Source organism: Ruoffia sp. FAM 26255 (genome assembly GCF_045528525.1).
GTDB lineage: Bacteria > Bacillota > Bacilli > Lactobacillales > Aerococcaceae > Ruoffia > Ruoffia tabacinasalis.
Genome location: NZ_JBGQQX010000001.1, coordinates 35,988 through 58,807, shown reverse-complemented (window position 1 = coordinate 58,807; position 22,820 = coordinate 35,988). Strand labels below are relative to the sequence as shown.

Here is a 22,820-nt window from a genome sequence, read left to right as displayed (position 1 = left end):
ACTATGTATTCTGCTTTATGGAAGGATAATTTAAGAGAAATAAAAGAATCGATTCCTCGCTTTATCTCAATATTTGCCATCATTGCCTTAGGTGTCTCTTTCTTCGTTGGAATTCGAGCCGCAGGGCCTTCCATGGTAAGAACTGCTCGAGAAGTATATCAAGAGAATAATATGCCTGATGGACACATATTATCAACGGTTGGGCTCAATGACACAGATATTGACTTGCTAAACATTCAAGAAGACGTCACTATCTTACCCATGCAGTCCATTAATGCTATTGTCAGTCCTGGTGAAGAGAATGCGAAGATATTCACCTACAATGGTGATGAGAGTACAAATTTCTTCAAGATTTTTGAAGGACGAATGGTTGAAGATACGGATGAGATTGTCCTCGATACAAAATATCTAGAAACACTTAATGCACAAATGGATTCACCTATCCAAATAGGTGATCGAATTACACTAGATAATTCGGACAGTGCTGGTTTCACATTGGAGACGGAAGAGTTCGAAGTGGTCGGCTTTGCTCGTAATCCACTTTATATAGAAAGAATGACACGAAGCGGATCGGCTAATGTCTTTGGAATTATTAGTGATCAAGCAGTGAGTGGAGATTTATACTCTGAAGCATATTATTGGGTAGATGATGCGAGAGAATACGAAGCCTATACACCAGAATATAATCAAATTGTCGATCAGACTGTGGCTTCATTTGAAGAAGACTTAGAAGGTAGACCTGAAGTACGAATTGTGGAGCTGCAAGATGAAATTGCGACTTCCATCGATGAAGGGGAAACTGAAGTGGCTGATGGTTACCAAACATTAGAAGATGCTCGTGAAGCTTTAGAAGATGCTCAAGCAACTTTATCAGAGGGGCATCAAGAAATATTCGAAGGCCAAAGAACACTTAATCAAGGGATTGCTGACATCGAAAGCGGAGAAGAAGAACTGAATGATGGAATCAAAGAGTATCAACAAGGTCGGTTAGAACTTGCGGATGCACGGGCACAACTGAATTATAATGAAAAAACTTATGAAGAAGGCTTGGCCCAATATGAAGAAGGACTGGCGACCTTTAATGAAGAAATCGCATCTGCTCAGTCACAATTAACGGATGCACAAGCACAGTTAGATCAAGCAGCATCGCAAGCTCAAGCAGGTTATTCACAATTGGTTGAAGGCCAAGCGGCACTTGATGCCGGTTATAGTCAATTGGCTGCCGGAAGACAAGAATTGCTAGACCAATTAAGTCTTGCTACAAACGATCAGATACCACCAGAGCAATTGTTAGCTGCAATTGAAGATCAGATTGATGTTATTAACGGCTTCCTTCAAGTTCTTGAGCAATCGGATACCGGAACAAATCCGGATATTGTATCTTGGATTAATTCATTAAATATTGAACGAGATATCTTAAGAGAGAATCTTCAAGAGCTCACAGGTATAGTCAATGAATTAGGTGAGGCTGAAGAGCTAGAGCAAACGTTAGCTGATTTGGAACTTTCGACAGAACAAATCACTTTACTAGAACAACTTGTTGGAACTGAATTGAGCCCAGCAACTTCAATTGATGATGTTCTACAATTATTAAATAATCGAATAGCTGAGTTAGAGACTCAAACAGAAACACTCCCAGAAAACCCTTCTGGAAGTGACAATGAGCTAATTAATAAAATAGCTGAAATACGTGAATTAGAACAGCAATTAACAAACATCGAAACGGAATTAAACCAACTCCAAACAGAATACAATAATATTGGAGATATTTCGGGACTTATTGCACGAAGAGATGAATTGTTAACTCAGATTGAGTCTTATAATCAACAAATGGCTGAATTATCACAAGCAATCAGTGCATTAGAATCACAATTACAAAATCCAGAATTAACTGAAGCGGAATCCATTCAAATTGAAAGTGATATACAAACACAAAGAAATGAATTGAATGAATTTAGCACTTTACTTCAACAAAATAACTCAGAACTGGCAGAGTTGAATCAACAAATTGAACGATTCAATTCTTTAGAAGCTCAAATTGAAGAGCTTAATAGTCAGCTCAGTCAAACGGAAGCGGCTCTGACGACTGCGCAAGCTGAATTAGATCAACTTCTCGAAGATGGTGGTTTAAATGAACTACCTCCGGAATTGGACTTAGGTCAAATTCAATCTGAATTGACTCAATTAGTTGAGGCAGTGAATATGTTGCAAACGGGACAAGCGACACTCGATGAACAAAGTTCTGTATTAGCAGCTGGTTGGAATGAATATTATGCTGGTTTGAGTCAATTAGAAGCAGCGCAAAGTACGATTAACCAAGGTTGGACTGAGCTGAATGCTCAAAGTGCGGCAGGTCAAAGTGAGTTAGATACAGCATATGCTGCTATCACTGAAGGTCGACAAGCTTTAGATGAAGGTATTTCACAATTTAATGAAGGACAAGCGAGTCTTGTCGATGGTAAACGGGTGATCGACGAGTCATACAATACGCTTATTGCAGGGCAAAGAGAACTTGAAACAGGTCGTGAAGATGCTCTAGCTGGTCGAATGGAATTGATGCAAGGTGACGCTGAGTATAACTTAAATCGTTATGAATTTATCTCAGAAGAAGAAGATGCCTTAGAAGATTTAGAGCAGGCTGAAGCAGATATTGCTGAAGCTAAAGAATCTCTAAATGATTTAGAAGAGCCAACCTATGTAGTGGAGAAACGTGGAAGTTCAAGTGCCTATCAAAGTTTAAATGATAATGCAGAACAACTAAATGTCATCTCTAATATATTCCCAGTGTTTTTCTTTGCGATAGCTATCTTAGTGACTTTCACAACAATTAAACGTATGGCAAGTGAACAAAGGAATTACATGGGAACAATGAAACAACTAGGGTATAACAATGGAACGATTATCCAGAAATTTGTTGTCTATGCCGGTATTGCCGGAATATTAGGTATCGTTGTTGGGTTAATCATCGGTTATGCAGTCTTTCCAGGTGTTATCTTAAATGCATATAATATGTTGTATTATTTCGATGCGCCTGAGATTGAAATCTTATGGGAATGGAATATTCTTGCAGCACTGATAGCCTTGGCGACAGCTTTATTCCCTGCAATCTATACGCCACTTAAAATGTTGCGTACCCAACCGGCTAATCTACTACAACCGGAACCACCGAAATCAGGTAAGAAATTATTACTAGAACGTGTACCAAGTATTTGGAATCGATTATCATTTAATACCAAAATGACAGTGAGAAATCTACTAAGATACAAAGGACGTAACTCGATGACACTTATCGGAGTTGCAGGGTGTACGATGTTGATCGTAACAGGTTTCGGAATTAGTAATACAATATCTGGTGTTGTGGATGGTCAATTTAATCAACTCCAAACATATGATGGCATGGTATACCTTAATGACGATTTAGAAGATTCTGAAGTTGAGGACATGAATCAAACACTCACAGAGATGGATGGCGTAGAGGGCTATATGCCAGCGCTACTTGAAACGTATGATGCAGAATTGGAAGATGGTCAGACACAATCCGTTACTGTAACAGTTCCTCTAGGTGATTTAGAATCATTCTCGGACTACGTTACATTACGCGAAAGAGGCCAGGAACCAATTCCAAATGCCATCGTAGATAAAGGTCCATTTGTCACGGAAAGAATGGGTGAGTTACTGAATTTATCAGAAAACGACTCATTTACCTTAGAAAATGAAGACTTTGAAGAGTTTACTGTAGAAGATTTTACAGTTGTAGAAAACTATGCTTCTCACTACCTCTATGTTAATCCTGAACAATATGAAATTATCTTTGGGGAAGAACTAAGTCAAAATGCTTACTTAGTTCAATACACAGAAGGTGTCAGTCAAAAAGAAACTGAAGAATCGATTATGGACAATGATAATGTCTTAACGACTGTCGATTTGAATACACTTGCTGAAAGTATCGCAGATCAAATGGGAAGTTTAGATTTAATTACATTAGTTCTAATTATCTCAGCGGCTTCATTAGCCTTTGTCGTTCTGTATAACTTAACAAATATTAACGTTGCTGAACGAATCCGAGAATTATCTACGATTAAAGTACTTGGATTCTATGACCGAGAAGTAAGTATGTATATCTTTAACGAGGTATTGGTACTAACAGTCTTAGGTAGCTTAGTTGGTTTAGTGCTCGGAACGATCTTAAATACTTACTTATTAAAAACAATGCAAATGATGGACGTCTTGTTCCATCCAAGTGTTTCAATAGGCGGTTACATCGCTTCATTCTTCATATCCTTAGCATTCTCTGCAATAGTCATGGTGGCTATGCACTTTAAACTGAAAAAAATCGATATGGTTGAAGCACTTAAAGGTGTAGATTAATAACAAAATATTTTCCAAAAAACTTTCAATGAATTCTAAGTTAATTGACTTTAGAATCGTTGGGAGTTTTTATTTTGAAATAAAAATAATTTGCTTGTTAGAAGAATGTTACAAAACTAATATATATATGGAATGACAACAGTTTAAAGAATTTATCCTCTAGTTTGTAACTGACAAACTGACACATTCTATGCTACAATAGAAAGGACAAGAGGAATGACAACATTTCTAGGAGGTAGAGTTAATGCAGTGTCCAAATTGTGGTAGAAACGTAAGAAGTAAAAATCAATGTGCCTATTGTGGGCATGTCTTCAATAAACAAGAAGTAGCAGAATTAAAAGAAGAAACACGTAATGAAGACGTAGTACAAGAAACACCGCGTCGTTCTAGTGGAGGATTCAGTCGTGTGTTATGGGGAATTATCAAACTAGTTCTTGCCGTAGCTATTGTTTTCTTAGCCTTTTTATATGGCCCACGAATTATTAATCAAGTTGTAGATTATTTCCAGACGTCTGATACAGAAGTTGTTCAAAATACACCTGAAGAACCTGTAACGGAAGCGCCTGTTACTGAGGAATCTGAAGGGGAAGAACCTTCTGAAGATACACAAGATTCTGAATCAGAAACAGAAGATTCAGCTGCAACAAGTGAAACAGAAGAATCAACGGAGTCACCTGAATCAGAAGAAAGTAACGCTGACGGTCAATTATCTATTGTGAATCAAGAAGTAAACTTAGATGAATACCCATTAACGAATGTCGCACTTGAATTCAATGAGTCATTAGATAATGTGGATAGTACAACATTTAACTTTACTATTGATGCTAATGGAGAAACAGTAGAACTAGAAGATGATTATTCATTAGTTAAAGATGGCCAAACACTAACAATCAGCTTTAACGATCCTTCTGTAGCAGTACTTTCTACAGATGCTCAAGAACAAGTCCTTAACGTTGAATCTGAATCATTAGGTGTAAGTGAAAGTATTTCCTATGAAGTACCGACAACTTCATTAGATACAGAACAAGCTGAATTCTTTAACTCAACGATTACAGATAACTTAGCTTCTATTGGTGATGTATCAGCAGTTGTTTACCCGCAAGATGCTGAAGTGCCATATGTTTATGATGACCAAAGCGTTGAAGCAGACGCATTAATTTCATGGTTTGTCTTAGGCTTTACATTCAATGCGATTGAAGACGGTGAATTAACACTTGAAGATCCAGTCGTAGTGTCATCTGATTTAGTAGCTGAAAATGACGAAGGAATCGTAGCCACTGCTGAAGAAGGTACAGAATTTACTATTCAAGAATTATTATCAGCAGTCGTTGAAGCAAATGACGTGTCAGCGATGAATCATTTAATTCAAGAAACAGGTGGACCAAACGCCTTTAACTTATGGTTAAATGAATCAAATTACTTCTCAACACGAGTAACACAAATGTTAACAATGCAAGAATCAGGGCAAGTGACTGGTGCAGTAACAAGCGCACAAGATATTGCTCAATTACTTAATAAATTAGCAAACAATGAATTAGTATCAGAAGAAGCAGATGCAACAATTAAAGAATTGTTATTAAACACGCCAGTGACAACAAAATATCCTGAAGGTCAAATTGCTGGATATCAAACGCGTTATGAAATTGCATCAGCAGATACAAACACTGCACAACAAAACTATGCAGGAATTGTTGAATTAGAAGACACTTACTATATTACTGTCATTCTAACTTCTAACTTCACGAGTGCTGAAGAGGTTGTCCCAGCCATTTCAACTTCTATTTCTGACATTGTGACTTACTTTGAAACTGGGCAAACACCAGAAGAAGTAGCCGAAGAAGAAGCGGCTGCTCAAGCAGAGGAAGAAGCGGAAGCACAAGCCCAAGCAGAAGCAGAGTCATTAGCTGCTGAAGAAGCGGCTCAATCTCAAGTGAATGTTGTTGATGAATCGTCACCAGAAACAGGTACAGTAGGAGAAGATGGAAGAACTTACTCAAATCAATATGTTGATAACATCGGATCTTACGTGAACTTACCTGAAGAAACAGTTTATGACGAAACAACTGGAGAAACTAGACCAGCTGAATGGTTCTTCGATGAATCAGACGGAAGATACTATTACCGTTAATTAAATACTAAAAACCGCCTAGGTATTATCTGATATAGATAACGCCTAGGCGGTTTTGTATTGTTATCAAGTCTTAAGAATCTTGTTTACGGTTTGGAAGGGTTCGGTTCACAGCAATGGCAACACCCGTTCCAAACACTGTATCTAAAATCCGGCTAATACTATAAACAAGCCAAGTGTCTCCAGGTGTACCTAAGTATACAACTAAAAATGTTGCCGTCGAATTAATAATACTTTGCTTATTACCAAATAAAGTGCAAAAATTAAGCACTAATAGGACTCCTAAACCTCCAGAAACTGAAGTATAAATATCATTATTCAGTATAGGAAAATTCCGTCTTAAAAAAATTAAAGTTGTAGCAATTAACACGCCAATGGTGTTACCAAAGATACGGTATTTTGCATATTTATAAGTGTCTGTCATATTCTCACGTATGGCAAACACTGCTGATAGAGCGGCCAAAGTTGCATGTCCTAAATTAAAGACTGAGTATACGATAATAATTAAAGAAACTGAGACAGCACTTTTTCTTGCTCGCCAACCGAGCGACAATCTATCTTTAAATGATTTGTTCTCTTCCATCAATGAATCCTTTCGATTTTTTCTAAACCTAATAGTATCAAATATTATAAATTTGTCTATAAATCATTTGGATATATCACGTATAGGGTGTATAATATAATTAAAAATACACGTAAAGGGTGATATTATGAATCCAGCATTAATTCAAATCGTAGTTCAGGTTATTCGTGAAAAGTATATGAGTGAGAAAGCATTTTACACTGAAAAACTAGGTATCTCCCCACAAAGTTGGGATCGTTGGAAGAAAGGTGAACAAGGTCTTAAATACGATAATGTTCAAATTTTATCGACATTATTCACAGATTATGAATGGATGCTTGTGCAAAAGGTTGTAAGAACCACAGAAATCATGCCAGAAGTTGTGAACAATCCAGTCAAAGAGTATAATTTCTTAAAATACCAAATCGCCAAAAAATGGGTTAATAATGGGATTGCACGCTTAGAATGGCATCAGAGTGATGAGAACACGGAAGAAAGTGTAAGAAAATCAAACATGGTTATTCTACAATTGATTGTTGATTATAATTTATGGGGTTATAATGATATTATTGAATTGAGATTACCGGGAATTATTCGCCAACAAATTGGACATGACGAGGTAAAACTTTTACAATGGTTTGTGGATGAAAGTGAGAAGTTACAAGAAAGCGAATAAAAGTGAGGCATTATGGCCAAAAAGAAGAAGAGAAAATTATTTAAATTTAAAAAACGTCCCACTCGACGTAAAAAACGCAAAACAAATTACAAACAAGCATGGAATCGATTTAAAACCGATTTTCTACAAAAGATTGGGATATTATCCATCTTTTTTGTAATTTTTACTTTATTAAGTGGGATAGTTATTTATCGATGGGTTGATACGGCAAACCAAAGGCACGGTGAATTGATGCAACGTGAAGTTGATTATGAACAACGAATCGGCTTTATCGAATCGATTGTACCAATTTCACAAAGACTTCAAAGACAATATGGTGTCTTAGCCAGTGTTTCAATGGCTCAAGCAGCTTTAGAAAGTGATTTTGGCCGGAGTCAGCTTGGGGCAGAGTATAATAATCTTTACGGTGTCAAAACGGACGCCACTGATCCAGATGGCGTAGATTTTCAAACGTTAGAATATTTTGATGATGAATGGGTTGAAATTACCGACCGATTTAAAGTTTATCCGAGTTGGGAAGCTTCGATGGAAGGCCATGCCATTCTAATCAATGAGGGTACCTCTTGGGACCCAACGTTTTATCAAGCGGTTCTCAACGGTGATAACTATGTAGAACAAGCCAATGGATTACAAGAATCCGGGTACGCAACTGATCCTACTTATGCCGACAAGATTATCGAAATGATTGAAACTTATGAATTGAATCAATATGATCAACCAATCTAATTAGAAAAATACTAATTTATCAGTGCTAGAAATTGTATGATGTGTTATTATTATAGGAGCATTTAAATATACAATATTGAAGGGAGTAGACAGGATGGCGCAAAGACATTATCCAGGTGAGACATTAGGAATTATTGGCTCATCAATTTCTGCAGCTGTCTTGGCTCAAGCAGCAGGTAAATTAGGTTACCGAGTTGCTAGTTTGGTAACATCTGAGAATAATCCAGTGAGACAATTTGCGACGTGGCAAACAGTTACCGAATCATATAATGAGCAAGTCTTAAATTATTTTAGTGAACGGGTAGATGTCGTAACGGTTGAAATGGGTATTCTATCGAATAGAGAATTTCAATTATTGGCAGCACAAACGGATTTAACTTTATCAGAGGATTTAATTGCCATTACGACAGACCGACTGATCGAGAAGGCCTATTTAGATTCTAACAAGTGTTTGGTTGCGCCATTCTCTATGGTTACTAATTTAACAGATTTAAAAGAAGCAGTTGAATATATTGGATTCCCGTGTATTTTAAAATCAACTCAACGGCATGTTGATAATGCGAATGAGCATATTATCTTGTATGGTGAAGAGGATTATGATGAAGCAAGTGCAAAACTAGAAGCGACCACATGTATTTTAGAGGCATGGATTCCAACTGAGAAAAAAGCCAGCGTGACAGTTATTCGTAACGAACGTGGTGAAATTTTAATTTATCCTATATTTGAAGTGCGTGAACAAGGAGATCTGCTTGGAAGACAAGTGCGTTTCCCAGCACAAATATCTAAACCGGTAGAACTTGAGATGAACCGTTTAGCGCAATTATTAGCGGAATCATTAAATTTAGTTGGTTCATTGACGTTGAAGATGTTAATCACTTCAGCAGGAGTTGTTTATATAAACGAAGCAAGTATCGGTTTATCGGATGAAGCTATGTTTACGATTGGATCTATGAGTATTTCTCATTATGAGGCAGCAGCGAGAGCTATTTTAGGCTTGCCTTTACCAACATTGCATCTTAAGAGTAGAGCAGCGATTGCTTTACCGGCAACCGTCTTGAATGAAGAGAATCTCTTAACACAACTTATGTTAAGAACAGATTGGGGCTTTGCTTTGTTTAATCCAATAAATAATGACTCTAAACGTTTGATTGGACAAGTCATTGTAACAGGAGATTCATTATCAGAGTGTGAACGCCAAATACAAATTACAGAATTAACTGAATAGAAAATTAAATGTCCTTCTTGAGCCATAAACTCAAGGAGGTATTTTTTTAATGAAAGCGATAAAAATATTAGATTGTTTGTGACAAAGTTGAGTCCTATCAGTCACAGAAAAATCATCAAATGTTTGTTAGGACTATACACTGATTTTTGATATAATCTACTATGTATGATTTTTTAGAGTGAACAACCTACTAGATAAATTGGAGGTCATAATATGTCATCGTTAATCGAAAGTATTAACCGATTGAATAATAAACAACAAGAAGCTGTATATACAACCGATGGGCCAGTACTAATTGCTGCTGGAGCTGGGAGTGGAAAGACCAGCGTATTAACCCATCGGATTGCTTATTTATTAGAAGAGAAAAAAATAAAACCTTGGAATGTGTTGGCGATTACCTTTACAAATAAAGCAGCCAATGAGATGAAAGAACGTGTTGAGAAACTAGTTGGACCTGAAGCATCATCAATTTGGGTATCCACTTTTCACTCGATGTGTGCACGTATTTTACGTCGAGAAGCCACTCAAATTGGATATACACAAAACTTTTCGATTATTGACCAAGGTGAGCAACAAACATTAATGAAACGCGTGCTAAAAGAATTAAATCTTGATAGCAAACGATTCAACTACAAAGAAATGCTTTGGGTGATTGATGCAGCAAAAAACGAAGGGCAAATGCCTGATGCTTTTGCAGCTGAGAACACTGATTACTTAGGCAATATTCAATCGAATGTCTACAAGTTATATCAACAAAAACTAAAAACAAGTAATGCGATGGACTTTAATGATTTAATATTATTAACTGTTAAACTACTTCAAGAAAATGAAGATGTCCGTCTGTTCTATCAAAATAAATTTCAATATATTCACGTCGATGAGTACCAGGATACGAATGAGACTCAGTACTTATTGGTGAAGACATTAGCGGATTTACTGAAAAACATTTGTGTTGTTGGGGATGCTGATCAAAGTATTTATGGTTGGCGTGGAGCAAATATGGAAAATATTATGAACTTTGAGAAAGATTATCCAGATGCCAAAGTGATTTTACTAGAGCAAAATTACCGTTCAACTCAATCGATACTAAATGCAGCCAACAGCGTAATTGAAAAAAATATCAACCGTAAAGACAAAAAACTTTGGAGTGACAAAGCACAGGGGAATAAGGTTAAATTCTACTTAGCGGAATCTGACTCAGAAGAAGCAAGATATGTTATTCAACAAATCTTTGAAACGAAAGAGGATCAAAAACGTTCGAATAGTGATTACGCCATTCTTTACCGTACGCAAGCTCAATCACGTAACTTAGAGGACCAATTGTTAAAAGCTAACTTACCGTATAAGATTGTTGGAGGCTTGAAATTCTACTCACGTAAAGAAATTCAAGATACGTTAGCGTACTTAAGACTGATTGATAATTTAGCGGATAACTTAAGCTTTAACCGTATTGTCAATGTGCCAAAACGAGGAATCGGACCTACAAGTATTGCTAAATTAGCTGAATTTGCTGAAAGTTTAAACTTAGGTTGGTTTGAAGCTATTGACCAACTAGGAAATTCAAATTTAACTGCAAGTTTACAAACTAAATTTGTTCGCTTCAGCGATATGATCAAACGCTTAAGACAACAAGCAGAGTACTTAACTTTAAGTGAATTAGTTGCAGAAGTTTGGGAACAATCAGATTACAAGCAAAGTCTTCAAGAAGAAGGGACTTTAGAGGCAACGAATCGTCTAGAAAACTTAGACGAGTTCGCATCTGTAACGAAAGAGTTTGACCAAATGGACTTAGAGGATATTATCGAAACCGATCCTGACTTTGTTGATGAAGCAGATGGCGCTACTGAAGAACCACTGGATACACAGTCACCAAGAATTCGTCTAACTTTATTCTTAACAGAATTATCGCTTGTTTCAGATACGACGGAAGAAGAAACTGTAGACCAAATTACCTTAATGACGATGCATGCAGCTAAAGGATTAGAGTTCCCTTACGTATTCATTGTCGGAATGGAAGAAGGCTTATTCCCATTAAGTCGGGCGTCTGAAAGTGATGATGAATTAGAAGAAGAGAGACGACTCGCTTATGTTGGAATGACACGGGCCGAAGAGCAGTTATACCTAACAGCAGCTAGAAGTCGATTACTTTATGGTAGATATCAACATAATGCCCCAAGTCGATTCGTATCTGAGATAGACCAAAGTTTGATTGAGCATGTCGGTCAATCTTTCCAAACGGTTATTCGTTCTCAAAATACTAGACAGCAAGGGCGAAAACGTTCAAGCCAAGCGGCAAGAAATGTTCTATTAAGTCAACGTCCAAAAGGCGGCTCAACTGGAGCATTGAAGAAAAAAGTGACTAACAATACAGATACAAATTATATAGTCGGAGATAAAGTCGACCACCGAACTTGGGGAGTTGGAACCGTCGTTAATGTTAAAGGTTCAGGAAGTGATGCATTACTAAGCATTGCCTTCGATTCACAAGGTATTAAAGAGTTGCTGGCATCCTTTGCCCCAATAAGCAAAGTAGAGTAGAGAGTGAATGTTTTTACTGATAGAAACAGTAAAGAATGATATACTTGACGAAGAAATGAAGACTGCTATTAACGTAAATGGCTTTTTAGGAGTGATGGTATAAATGGTTCAATCGAAAGATTTAGAACAAGCAAAAGAAAGACTCGAGCAGCTAAAAAGTGAGCTGAATCTTCACGCATATAATTATTATGTGCTAGACAAACCAAATATCACGGATGCAGAATACGACCAAATGTATAATGAACTGGAAAATCTTGAAAAAGCACATCCAGAATGGATTACATCTGACTCTCCGACTCAAAGAATTGGGGACCAATTATTAGAAGGTTTTACGAAAGTAGAACACGCCGAAGCGATGTATAGTTTGGGGAATGCCTTCAACGAGGAAGAAGTTGGAGCATTTATTCAACGTGTACAAAACCAAACCGAGCAAGAAGTTGAATTTATGGTCGAGTGTAAAATCGACGGCTTAGCGATTGCTTTAACTTATGAAAATGGCACCTTTGTTAGAGGAGCAACACGTGGAGATGGCACGGTTGGAGAAGATATTACTACGAATCTTCGTACCATACGTTCATTACCACTGAAGTTGAAAGAACCTGTATCTGTTGAGGTGCGTGGTGAGGCTTATATGCCAAAAGATGTGTTTAAGCAACTGAATGACGAACGCGAAGAAACGGGTGAAGTACCTTTCGCCAATCCACGGAATGCTGCAGCAGGTGGGTTAAGACAAATTGATCCAAAAGCTGTATCAAAACGTCGATTGAATATGTTCTTATATAGTGCTTTATACAATGATGATTTTGATGTAGAGTCACAAGCAGAATTATTCGAGCAATTACAATTTTTAGGATTTAGAACAAACCCATTACGAAAATTATGCAAAAATCAAACTGAAGTGATGGATTTTATTCATCAAATTGAAGAAGAACGCCATGATTTACCATATGAAATTGATGGTATCGTTATTAAAGTCAATGACGTTGCCCTACAGCAACAACTTGGTTATACCGTCAAAGCCCCAAGATGGGCGATCGCTTATAAATTCAAAGCGGATATAGCGGAAACAAAATTAAATGAAGTTGAATGGACTGTAGGGAGAACAGGTGTTGTTACACCAACAGCTGTGATGGACCCGGTTCAATTAGCTGGTTCAACAGTTCAAAGAGCATCTTTACATAATGTGGATTTAATCGAAGCATTAGACGTTCGCATTGGAGACACCGTAGAGATTCATAAGGCGGGAGATATCATCCCAGAAATCGTGAGTGTTGTTATGAGCCAACGTCCAGAAGACTCACAACCATTACCGATACCAACAACGTGTCCACGCTGTGGCGCTGAATTAGTACGTTTAAATGAAGAAGTTGCCCTAAGATGTGTGAATCCCTTATGTCCAGCGCAGAAGTTAGCGAAGATGATACATTTCAGCTCAAGAAACGCAATGAACATTACTGGTTTAGGTGATAAGATTATGGAACACTTAATCAATCAAAAATTGGTTTCGGATCCGAGTGACTTATACACATTAAAGCAAGAAGATTTCTTAACACTTCCCAATACAAAAGAAAAATCCGCAACAAAATATCAAAATGCGATTGAAGAATCAAAGAGTAATTCTTTAGAAAGATTACTCTTTGGTTTAGGTATCCGACATGTCGGGTCAAAAGCAGCACGCTTAATTTCTGAAAAATTCAGAAAGATTGAAGCAATTCAGAAAGCATCGATTGAAGATATCGAGACCATTGACGGCATTGGACCAATGATTAGTCAAGCGATTGTTGAATATTTTGACATGGATGAATCTAATGAACTGATACTAAGATTACAAGAAGCGGGAGTTAACACAGACTACTTAGGTATTGTGCCTGAAGAGATTGATTTGAAGGATAACTTCTTTGCCAATCAAACAGTTGTCCTCACAGGTTCGATGGAAACTTTAACGCGTGGGGAAGCCAAAAAACGATTGGAAAACCTCGGAGCAAAAGTGACTGGAAGTGTATCAAAAAATACAAATTACCTAGTTGCTGGTGAAGCAGCCGGAAGTAAATTGACAAAAGCACAAGAGCTTGGAATTGCAATCATGAACGAAGAAACTTTTCTAGAAAAATTAAAAGAGAGCGAGTAATTACATGAATAAAAAGATAAGAATGAATGTATCTATACTACTTGCTTGCTTAATGCTAACAGGAGGCGTGACGCAAGTAAGGTCCCAAGCACAAGAAGATGAGCCGACAAATCCTGATGAAGTAACGGTTCAAACGACGACCAATCAATTATCAAGCGAGTTTTATCGTGCAGTAATCATCGACGGTCAATACCAAATTGGTGCATCAGCGAGCTCAAACAATAATTTAAGTTCAGCAGCGAATAGTCGTGCGTTTGAGGAAGGCTTACTTCGAATAAGTAAACAAGTCTTTCCAACTGAGCAGTATTTTATGCAAGAAGGCCAAATTATTGATGAAGCTACAATGACAAGCTGGTTAGCGAGAGAGTCTGCAACAAATCCAGAAGGCTTGAATCCAGCTCTACCGGAAGAAGTTGCAGAAACTCAATCAAGTTTAGAAGAATCACTGGCTTCAGAAGAATCCGTTGATCCAGCTGATGACCCAGAGGATGTTACAGAAGAAGGCGCAGAAGAGAACGAGCAAATCGTGACAAATGTGCAATCAACTCCGATATATTTATCACAAGTCTCGGAGAAAAATTTAATGGTAGAGACTGAAGACGGTTTTGCTTTAGGTGGAATTGTCCTTGGACTTGCGATGAATAGTACTTATGAATATACTGATGCTGACGGCGTGATTCACAAACAAGAAATCTCAGTAGGTGAAATGCGTGAACGTGGGAGACAATTTGCAAATATCATTGTGGGTCGTTTAAGAAACACGGAAGAATTACGTTCAGTACCTATCGTCGTTGGTATTTATCGAACAGCTCCGAATGATGAAGTTGTTGGCGGAACTTATGTAATAGATGGTATTTCGCGAGAAGGAAACTCTGTGACTGATTGGACAGAAAACAATGAATATCGTATTGCTTTACCAATCATTGAAGCGAGTGACCAAAGCGATCAATACGCATACTTTGATAATTTTAATAATGAAATTATTAATTTCTTCCCTAATTTAAATGGTATCTCTGGAGAGGCCTTATACATTGATGGAGGCTTGGCTTCCCTAAATGTAGAAATTGTCTCACAGTTCTATAAACAAACAGAAATTACAGCGTTGACTCAACATATTACCGATGTCTCGCAAAGAACTTTACCTGAAGGGGTAGCCATTGAAATTAAAGTCATATCTGACGCTGGCGTAGAAGCCTACGTAGGCCGACCAGCAGGGGCGACACAATATCAAAGCCATATTTTCAAAAAATAAACTGATAAGGAAGGATGAATTGAATGTTAAGTCAAGATCAAATCAAACACGTCGCTAAGTTATCAAAACTTAGTTATACAGACGATGAATTAGATAACTTTGTCCCAGAATTTGGACGTATTATCGATATGGTTGAACAGTTACAAGAAGTAGATACTGAGGGAGTTAAACCAACGTATCACGGTAATCAATTAATCAACGTATTACGTGAAGACAAAGCCATTGAACGCAATAAAACAGAAGCACTACTTAAAAACGCACCATTATCTGAAGGTGGTTTTATTCAAGTACCAGCCATCTTAGAAAGTGGGGAAGTTTAATATGAGTAAATATCCAACAACAATTATTGAAATCCAAGAAGGGTTAAGAAATGGCGATTTTACAGCGGTTGAATTAACGGAAGCAATCTTTGCTTACATTGAAGAGACTGATGAGAAAGTAAATTCATTCTTAGCTTTAAATAAAGAAGCAGCCTTAGAAGCAGCAAAAGCTGCCGATGAAGTAGGGTACGGTGAAGACGCACCATTATTAAACGGTGTGCCAATTGGGATTAAAGATAATATCGTTACTGAAGGTTTAACAACAACCGCTTCATCTAAAATGTTAGAAAACTTCAACCCAACTTATGATGCGACAGTCATTAAGAAGTTAAAAGAAGCTGGAGCTATTATTATTGGTAAATTAAACTTAGACGAATTTGCGATGGGTGGATCAACTGAGACATCTTACTTCAAAACTTCTAGAAACCCTTGGGATTTAGAACGTGTACCAGGTGGATCATCAGGTGGATCATCATCTGCTGTTGCTGCTCGTCAAGTTCCCGCAAGTCTTGGTACAGATACTGGGGGGAGTGTTCGTAACCCTGCAGCCTTTACAGGGATTGTAGGAATGAAACCTTCATACGGTTCTGTCTCTCGTTACGGCGCGATTGCCTTTGGTTCAAGTTTAGACCAAATTGGACCAATGACAACGACTGTTGAAGACAATGCATTAGTATTAGAAGCAATTGCAGGCTTCGATAAACTTGATGGAACAAGCCGTCCTGATACTGAATTAGATTACAGATCAAAACTTGGTCAATCAATTGAAGGCATGCGTATTGCGATTCCTAAAGAATACCAATCTGAAGCAGTTAATGAAGAGATTCGTGATGCAATTAGTAAAGCAAAAGAATACTTTATTTCTCAAGGTGCAATCGTTGACGAAGTATCATTACCACATACACCTTACGGAATTAATGTTTACTATATCCTTTCTTCTGCAGAAGCATCATCAAACTTACAACGATTTGACGGAATCCGTTATGGTTACCGTTCAGAATCTGCGAAAACACTTGAAGATATCTATGTTCAATCTCGTAGTGAAGGTTTTGGTGACGAGGTTAAACGTCGTATTATGTTAGGAACTTACAGTTTAAGTTCAGGAGCATTTGATAAATACTTTAAGAAAGCCGCTCAAGTTAGAACATTAATTATTGATGACTTTATTAAAGTCTTTAGCGAATATGACTTAATTATGGGACCTGTTACAACAAGTACTGCCTTCAAGATTGGTGGCCGTATTGAGGACCCAGTTGAAATGTATGTATCGGACTTATTAACAGTTCCTGTCAATTTAGCAGGACTACCAGCAATGTCAGTTCCAGCAGGCTTTGATAGTAACGGAATGCCTATTGGCTTACAATTAATTGGTAAACATATGAATGAATCAACACTTTACCAAGTTGCTTATGATTTTGAGAAAAATCATGATTACGTTAACCAAGTACCGGAATTTTAGGAGGGTGATATAATGAATTTTGAAACTGTCATTGGATTAGAAATCCACGTAGAGTTAAAGACTGACTCGAAAATATTTAGTACTTCACCAGCTCATTTTGGTGCAGAACCGAATAGTAACACGAATGAAAAAGACTGGGGATATCCAGGTGTCTTACCAGTATTAAATAAAGGTGCTGTAGATTACGGTATGAAAGCAGCACTAGCTTTAAACTGTGAAATTGCGCGTGAAATGAGTTTTGACCGTAAAAACTATTTCTACCCCGATAACCCAGCTGCCTACCAAATTACACAAGATGCACAACCGATTGGAACAAACGGATATATTGATATCGAAGTTGAAGGCGAACGCCGTCGTATTCGTATCAACCGTGTCCATTTAGAAGAGGATGCAGGTAAAAACACTCACGGAACAGATGGTTTCTCTTACGTTGACTTAAACCGTCAAGGTACACCATTAATCGAGATTGTTTCTGAGGCAGATATGCATTCACCAGCAGAAGCGTATGCTTACTTAGAAGCTGTTCGTGAGAAAATCTTATTTACTGAAGTTTCTGATGTTCGTATGGAAGAAGGATCACTACGTTGTGACGCAAATATCTCGCTTCGCCCATTTGGCCAAGAAGAATTTGGTACAAAAACTGAGCTTAAAAACTTAAACAGTTTTACATATGTACGTAAAGGTCTTGAACACGAAGAAGTGCGCCAAGCAAATGTATTAAGAAGTGGTGGCGTGATTGAGCAAGAAACACGTCGTTATGATGAGACAACGGGTGATACAATCTTAATGCGTACGAAAGAAGGAGCGGCTGATTACCGTTACTTCCCAGAACCAGACGTTCCACCAATTTACATTACAGAAGAATGGATTGCGGAAGTCAAAGAATCATTACCAGAAATGCCAGATCAAAGACGTCTACGTTATGTTAATGAATATGAATTACCAGAGTATGACGCGATGGTTCTTACTCAGACAAAAGTAATGTCAGATTTCTTTGATAATACGATTGCAGAAGGTGCAGATCCTAAACAAGCATCTAACTGGTTAATGGGTGAAGTTTCAGCTCACTTAAATAAAGAACAAATCGCTTTAGAAGATACTGAATTAACACCAGTAAACTTAGCACAAATGATTAACTTAATTGCTGATGGAACAATTTCAAGTAAAATTGCTAAGAAATTATTCAAACACCTTGTTGAAAAAGGTGGCGACGCAAATAAAGTTGTTGAAGAACAAGGAATGGTTCAACTTAGTGACCCAGCTAAATTACAACCACTCATTGACGAAGCAATTGCTGCTAACCCTGGATCAGTTGAAGACTACAAGAACGGTAAAGATCGTGCTTTAGGATTCTTTGTTGGACAAATTATGAAACAAACTCGTGGTAAAGCTAATCCACAAGTTGTGAACAAACTGATTTTAGAAACTTTAGCTAACATGTAATTTTAAATTTTAAGCGTCTAAATGTCTTGTGCATTTAGGTGCTTTTTTTGCATATAATAATTTTATCTCATATAAATCAATTTGATTTTACAAGAAAATATTTTAGGAATAAACTTAATATTCGAGGGGAAAATCCCGAACGTTAACCTTTTTAACAATAAGAAAAGGTTAAGTTTTTATTAAGGACAAGTATTCAAATGATTTTTTGAATAATGTGTGAATTATCAACACAAATCATTTCAAATATGTTACTCTATAATTGCGAAACTTTAGAGAGGTAGGTAAGTAATGAAAAAGACATTATTAATTATCGTTTCAACTGTGCTTATTATGGGAGTTGTATATTTTGCAGGTGTTGGGTTTTACTCTGAGAAATTTTCAGCGAATTCCACTTTTGGAACAGTTGATGTGAGTAATTTAACATTAAGCGAAGCACAGGCGAAAGTTATTGAAGATTTGAATGACAAAGAATTTGTTCTTGAAGAAGATGGGCAAGAAGTTGCTCGTTTGAAACTAGGTGAACTAGAACCTGAATATAAAACTGAGTCAGAATTAGAAGCGTCATACTTATCACAAGATCCAACGACTTGGGTCAATGGCTTCTTTGAAGACAAAGAGTACAATCAGGGTTTAGAAGAGCAAATTAACTTCAGTGAAGAAGAAATAATTAATAGCTTGTCAGCCCAAGGTCTTTCTAATGAAGAACGTGAAGCGGCGACAGATGCAGGTGTAGATTATGACGAAACTGAAGGTTATTATGTAGTTGAAGGGTCTGCTGGAAACCAAATCGATCCTAGTCGTCTTGAATCAGCAATTGTTGAAGGGATTCAAAACGAGAATTATACCATTGATTTGGAAGAAGCATATGCTCAACCAGAAGTAACTGAAGTAAGTGAAGAAATTACATCAGTGATGGATGAAATTGAATCCGTATCATCAGTGAATATCACTTATGAAATTGCTGGTGAAGAAGTAACAATTCCACAAGATGAAATTGAAAACTGGATTTATTTTGATTCTTCAAATGAATTAATTATTGACGCTGAATCTGTGAAAGCATATTTAAGTACTCTAAATGAGGAATATTCAACATTTTACAAAGACCGTACTTTCAATAGTACTTTACAAGGTGAAGTGACTGTACCACCTGGAATTCTAGGTTGGTCAATTGATACAGATGCAGAGGCGGAAGCATTAATTAATGATATTCATGCAGGAAATGATGTAAGTCGTGAACCAATCTATTATAGCTCTGGTGGTATTGCTGGTGCAGCAAATGATATTGGATCAACTTATGTTGAAATCGATTTGAGTAATCAATATATGTTCTTATATGTTGATGGTCAACTTATTCTTGAAACACCAATGGTTTCAGGTAAGATTGGTGCTGAGACAGCACCGGGAGCAAATGTTGTTAATGAGATGTTAACTGATACAAACTTAGTTGGTTACAACCCATTCTCCAAAGTAGAATATTCTACGCCAGTTAATTACTGGATTCGCTTTGACGATAAAGCACAAGGAATCCATGATGCATCTTGGCAAGCATCATTCGGTGGTAATGTATACCAATCAAGCGGTTCGCTTGGGTGTATAAACACACCATTAGGTGCAGTTGAAGTAATTTACAATAACGTTGATTACGGTACACCAGTAATGGTTTTCTATTAATATAAAAACAAAATCCTCACCCGGCAGAGTCTATTATGACTTTGCCGGGTGAGGATTTTTTAGTTTGCAATGAAAATATTTCCTTGAGAAATTCTCAAGGCACCTTACCATCCCTTAGAATTTTTCAGGGATCCAATTCGTGAAAAACGATGCTTGAGAAACTCACAGGGCACCTTTCAATCCCTGAGAATTTTTCAGGGATCCAATTCGTGAAAAACGATGCTTGAGAAACTCTCAAGGCACCTTACCATCCTTGAGAAATATTCAGGGATCCAATTCGTGAAAAATGATGCCTGAGAAAATCTCAGGGACACAACTAGACAAAGTTAAACCAAAACAGTATTACTTACTCTGAAGTTTTTCTTCATCATTCAGTGTTTCTATAATACGTTCTGCAGTCGGTTGAGGAACACCGATATGACGGTACTCTTCAATGTCTGCTTCTTTCATTCTTTGTAAGTTTTTAAAGTGCTTTAATAATTTTGTGCGGGTCTTCGGTCCAACACCTTCAATACTATCTAAGATTGATCCAAACTGAGATTTCGAACGGACATTTCTATGATAGCTAATCGCATAGCGATGGACTTCATCTTGGACTCTTTGTAGGAAGTGGAAGACTTGGCTTGTTGGTTCTAAAGGAATTATTTCCTCACTATAACCGTCCATTAAGGCAGCAGTTTTATGTTTGTCATCTTTTACCATACCAGCAACCGGAATTGTGATGCCTAATTCATTCTCCAACACATCTCTAGCTGCTCTAATTTGAATTTTCCCACCATCCATTAGGATTAAGTCAGGTAATTGTTTCTCTTCGCGTAGCAGTCTTGTGTAACGTCTACGAATGACTTCTTGAGTTGATGCGAACTCATTGGCACCTTCGACAGTTTTAATTTTGAATTTACGGTAGTTCTTTTTCTCAGGCTTCCCGTCGCGGTAAACAACCATACCTGATACTGCGTTTGATCCTTGGATATTAGAATGGTCAAACGATTCGATATAGTTTGCTTGCGGAATATTTAAAGCATCTGATAATTCGTCAATGGCACCTAAAGTTTTTCTTTCGCTCATCTCTATTAATCTGAATTTTTCATCCAAAGCAATGCGACTATTTTTTTCGCAAAGTTCTAATAAGCTACGTTTTTTCCCACGAAGGGGTGTCGATACTGGAACTTCAAGATATTCATTTAATAAATGATTATCAACATCACTTGGAACGAGTACCGCTTTAGGCATGAGTTGTGATTCTTCTTTATAGAATCGCGCAATATAAGTCGTAACTTCTTCTTCTGGATTATTATAGCTAGGGAAGATGGCGGCTTTACGTTTCAGAATCGAACCTTGTCTTAACATAAAAGTTTGAATAGATAACCAACCACGATCAAGTGTGTAACCAAATACATCCATATTGTCATAGTCTTGACTCATAATAACTTGGCGTTCAATCGTTTTCTCGATATAACTAATCTGATCACGGTAATCCGCCGCTTGTTCAAAGTCTAATTTTTCTGCAGCAGTGTCCATTTTTGAACGTAAGTCATTTTTAATACTGTCGACGTTGCCTGCAAAGAATTTTTTGATATTCTCAATCTGAGCATCATATTCCGCTTGTTCTACTTTATGATCACAAGGTCCAATACATTGGCCAAGGTGATAGTAAAAGCAGGCACGCTTTTCGTTTTTAGCACATCTTCTTAAAGGATATGCTCGGTGCAATAATTGTTGGGTACTAGTTGCGGCATAAACATTTGGAAAGGGACCAAAGTAAGTTCCCCCATCTTTTTTCACTTCATTCGTAATAATTAATTGAGGATCTTCTTCTTTAGTAATTTTTAGATAAGGATACATTGTTGAGTCTTTGAGTCGAATGTTATAAATTGGCTTATATTCTTGAATAAGATTAATCTCAAGAATCAGCGCTTCTTTATCACTGTTAGTTATAATTGTTTCAAAATGATCGATTTCAGATACTAATTTTGTTGTCTTAGCATCATGAGCACCCCTAAAGTAAGAACGCACACGATTACGTAAATTCTTAGCTTTACCTACATATATAATGGTATCGTTCGCGTTTCGCATTAAATAACATCCTGGTAAATCAGGTAAGAGTTTTAGTTTTTGCTCAATGTTATATAAAACTTCACTGCGATTTTTAGTAGTCTTTTTTTCATTAGGGGTTCCTTCGTTAGTTGGATCTTGACGCATAAAGACACCTCCTATAAATGGGTTTTGTTATTCTATTATTGTCAACATACTATTATACACGATAATGTCAAGTTTTTGCTAATAAATTGACTACTAAAATGTAGTTAATTTTTTTATCTATT

14 protein-coding genes are annotated in these 22,820 nt (G+C 37.1%); 12 read left to right on the top strand and 2 right to left on the bottom strand.

All coding sequences use genetic code 11. The annotated features are described in order from the left end of the window. Window positions 1-3: 3 nt before the first annotated feature. Window positions 4-4,368 (top strand): FtsX-like permease family protein, encoded by a 4,365-nt coding sequence (locus tag ACEN31_RS00230; RefSeq protein WP_407108270.1) that lies wholly within the window; start codon window positions 4-6, stop codon window positions 4,366-4,368. A 244-nt stretch (window positions 4,369-4,612) separates the two neighbouring features. Further along, window positions 4,613-6,496 carry a serine hydrolase gene (locus ACEN31_RS00225; RefSeq protein WP_407093584.1) on the top strand — a complete coding sequence of 628 codons (1,884 nt, stop codon included), beginning with the start codon at window positions 4,613-4,615 and terminating at the stop codon, window positions 6,494-6,496. Window positions 6,497-6,569: 73 nt separating this feature from the next. Here the strand turns inward: ACEN31_RS00225 and ACEN31_RS00220 are convergent, their stop codons facing one another. Beyond that, window positions 6,570-7,079, bottom strand: a complete 510-nt coding sequence (locus ACEN31_RS00220) for an FUSC family protein (protein ID WP_407093585.1) — start codon at window positions 7,077-7,079, stop codon at window positions 6,570-6,572. Window positions 7,080-7,206: 127 nt separating this feature from the next. On the opposite strand from ACEN31_RS00220, the gene ACEN31_RS00215 reads away from it, so the two are divergent. The 10 genes from ACEN31_RS00215 (at window position 7,207) to ACEN31_RS00170 (ending at window position 20,496) form a co-directional block, all read left to right on the top strand. Then, complete coding sequence (locus ACEN31_RS00215) at window positions 7,207-7,734, top strand: hypothetical protein (RefSeq protein WP_138404329.1); 528 nt, start codon at window positions 7,207-7,209, stop codon at window positions 7,732-7,734. A gap of 12 nt (window positions 7,735-7,746) precedes the next feature. Beyond that, entirely contained in the window at window positions 7,747-8,460 is a 714-nt protein-coding gene (locus tag ACEN31_RS00210) for a glycoside hydrolase family 73 protein (RefSeq protein ID WP_138404328.1), read from the top strand. A 94-nt stretch (window positions 8,461-8,554) separates the two neighbouring features. Continuing rightward, window positions 8,555-9,685: an ATP-grasp domain-containing protein gene (locus ACEN31_RS00205; RefSeq protein ID WP_407108269.1), complete on the top strand. Its 1,131-nt coding sequence runs from the start codon at window positions 8,555-8,557 to the stop codon at window positions 9,683-9,685. A gap of 213 nt (window positions 9,686-9,898) precedes the next feature. Further along, on the top strand, window positions 9,899-12,223 hold the full coding sequence (gene pcrA, locus ACEN31_RS00200) for a DNA helicase PcrA (protein ID WP_407108268.1): 2,325 nt from the start codon (window positions 9,899-9,901) through the stop codon (window positions 12,221-12,223). Between the two features lie 103 nt (window positions 12,224-12,326). Continuing rightward, complete coding sequence (ligA, locus tag ACEN31_RS00195) at window positions 12,327-14,351, top strand: NAD-dependent DNA ligase LigA (protein ID WP_407108267.1); 2,025 nt, start codon at window positions 12,327-12,329, stop codon at window positions 14,349-14,351. 4 nt (window positions 14,352-14,355) lie between these two features. Next, complete coding sequence (locus tag ACEN31_RS00190; protein WP_407108266.1) at window positions 14,356-15,603, top strand: CamS family sex pheromone protein; 1,248 nt, start codon at window positions 14,356-14,358, stop codon at window positions 15,601-15,603. 23 nt (window positions 15,604-15,626) lie between these two features. After that, window positions 15,627-15,923, top strand: a complete 297-nt coding sequence (gene gatC / locus ACEN31_RS00185; RefSeq protein WP_138404323.1) for an Asp-tRNA(Asn)/Glu-tRNA(Gln) amidotransferase subunit GatC — start codon at window positions 15,627-15,629, stop codon at window positions 15,921-15,923. A gap of 1 nt (window position 15,924) precedes the next feature. Continuing rightward, a complete protein-coding gene (gatA, locus tag ACEN31_RS00180) occupies window positions 15,925-17,382 on the top strand; it encodes an Asp-tRNA(Asn)/Glu-tRNA(Gln) amidotransferase subunit GatA (RefSeq protein ID WP_138404322.1) in 1,458 nt (485 codons plus the stop codon). A 12-nt stretch (window positions 17,383-17,394) separates the two neighbouring features. Beyond that, entirely contained in the window at window positions 17,395-18,825 is a 1,431-nt protein-coding gene (gene gatB / locus ACEN31_RS00175) for an Asp-tRNA(Asn)/Glu-tRNA(Gln) amidotransferase subunit GatB (protein ID WP_407108265.1), read from the top strand. Between the two features lie 288 nt (window positions 18,826-19,113). After that, window positions 19,114-20,496 carry a L,D-transpeptidase family protein gene (locus ACEN31_RS00170; protein ID WP_407108264.1) on the top strand — a complete coding sequence of 461 codons (1,383 nt, stop codon included), beginning with the start codon at window positions 19,114-19,116 and terminating at the stop codon, window positions 20,494-20,496. Between the two features lie 342 nt (window positions 20,497-20,838). Here ACEN31_RS00170 and uvrC read toward each other — a convergent pair whose 3' ends face one another. Continuing rightward, window positions 20,839-22,698, bottom strand: a complete 1,860-nt coding sequence (gene uvrC / locus ACEN31_RS00165; RefSeq protein ID WP_407108263.1) for an excinuclease ABC subunit UvrC — start codon at window positions 22,696-22,698, stop codon at window positions 20,839-20,841. Window positions 22,699-22,820 lie beyond the last annotated feature (122 nt).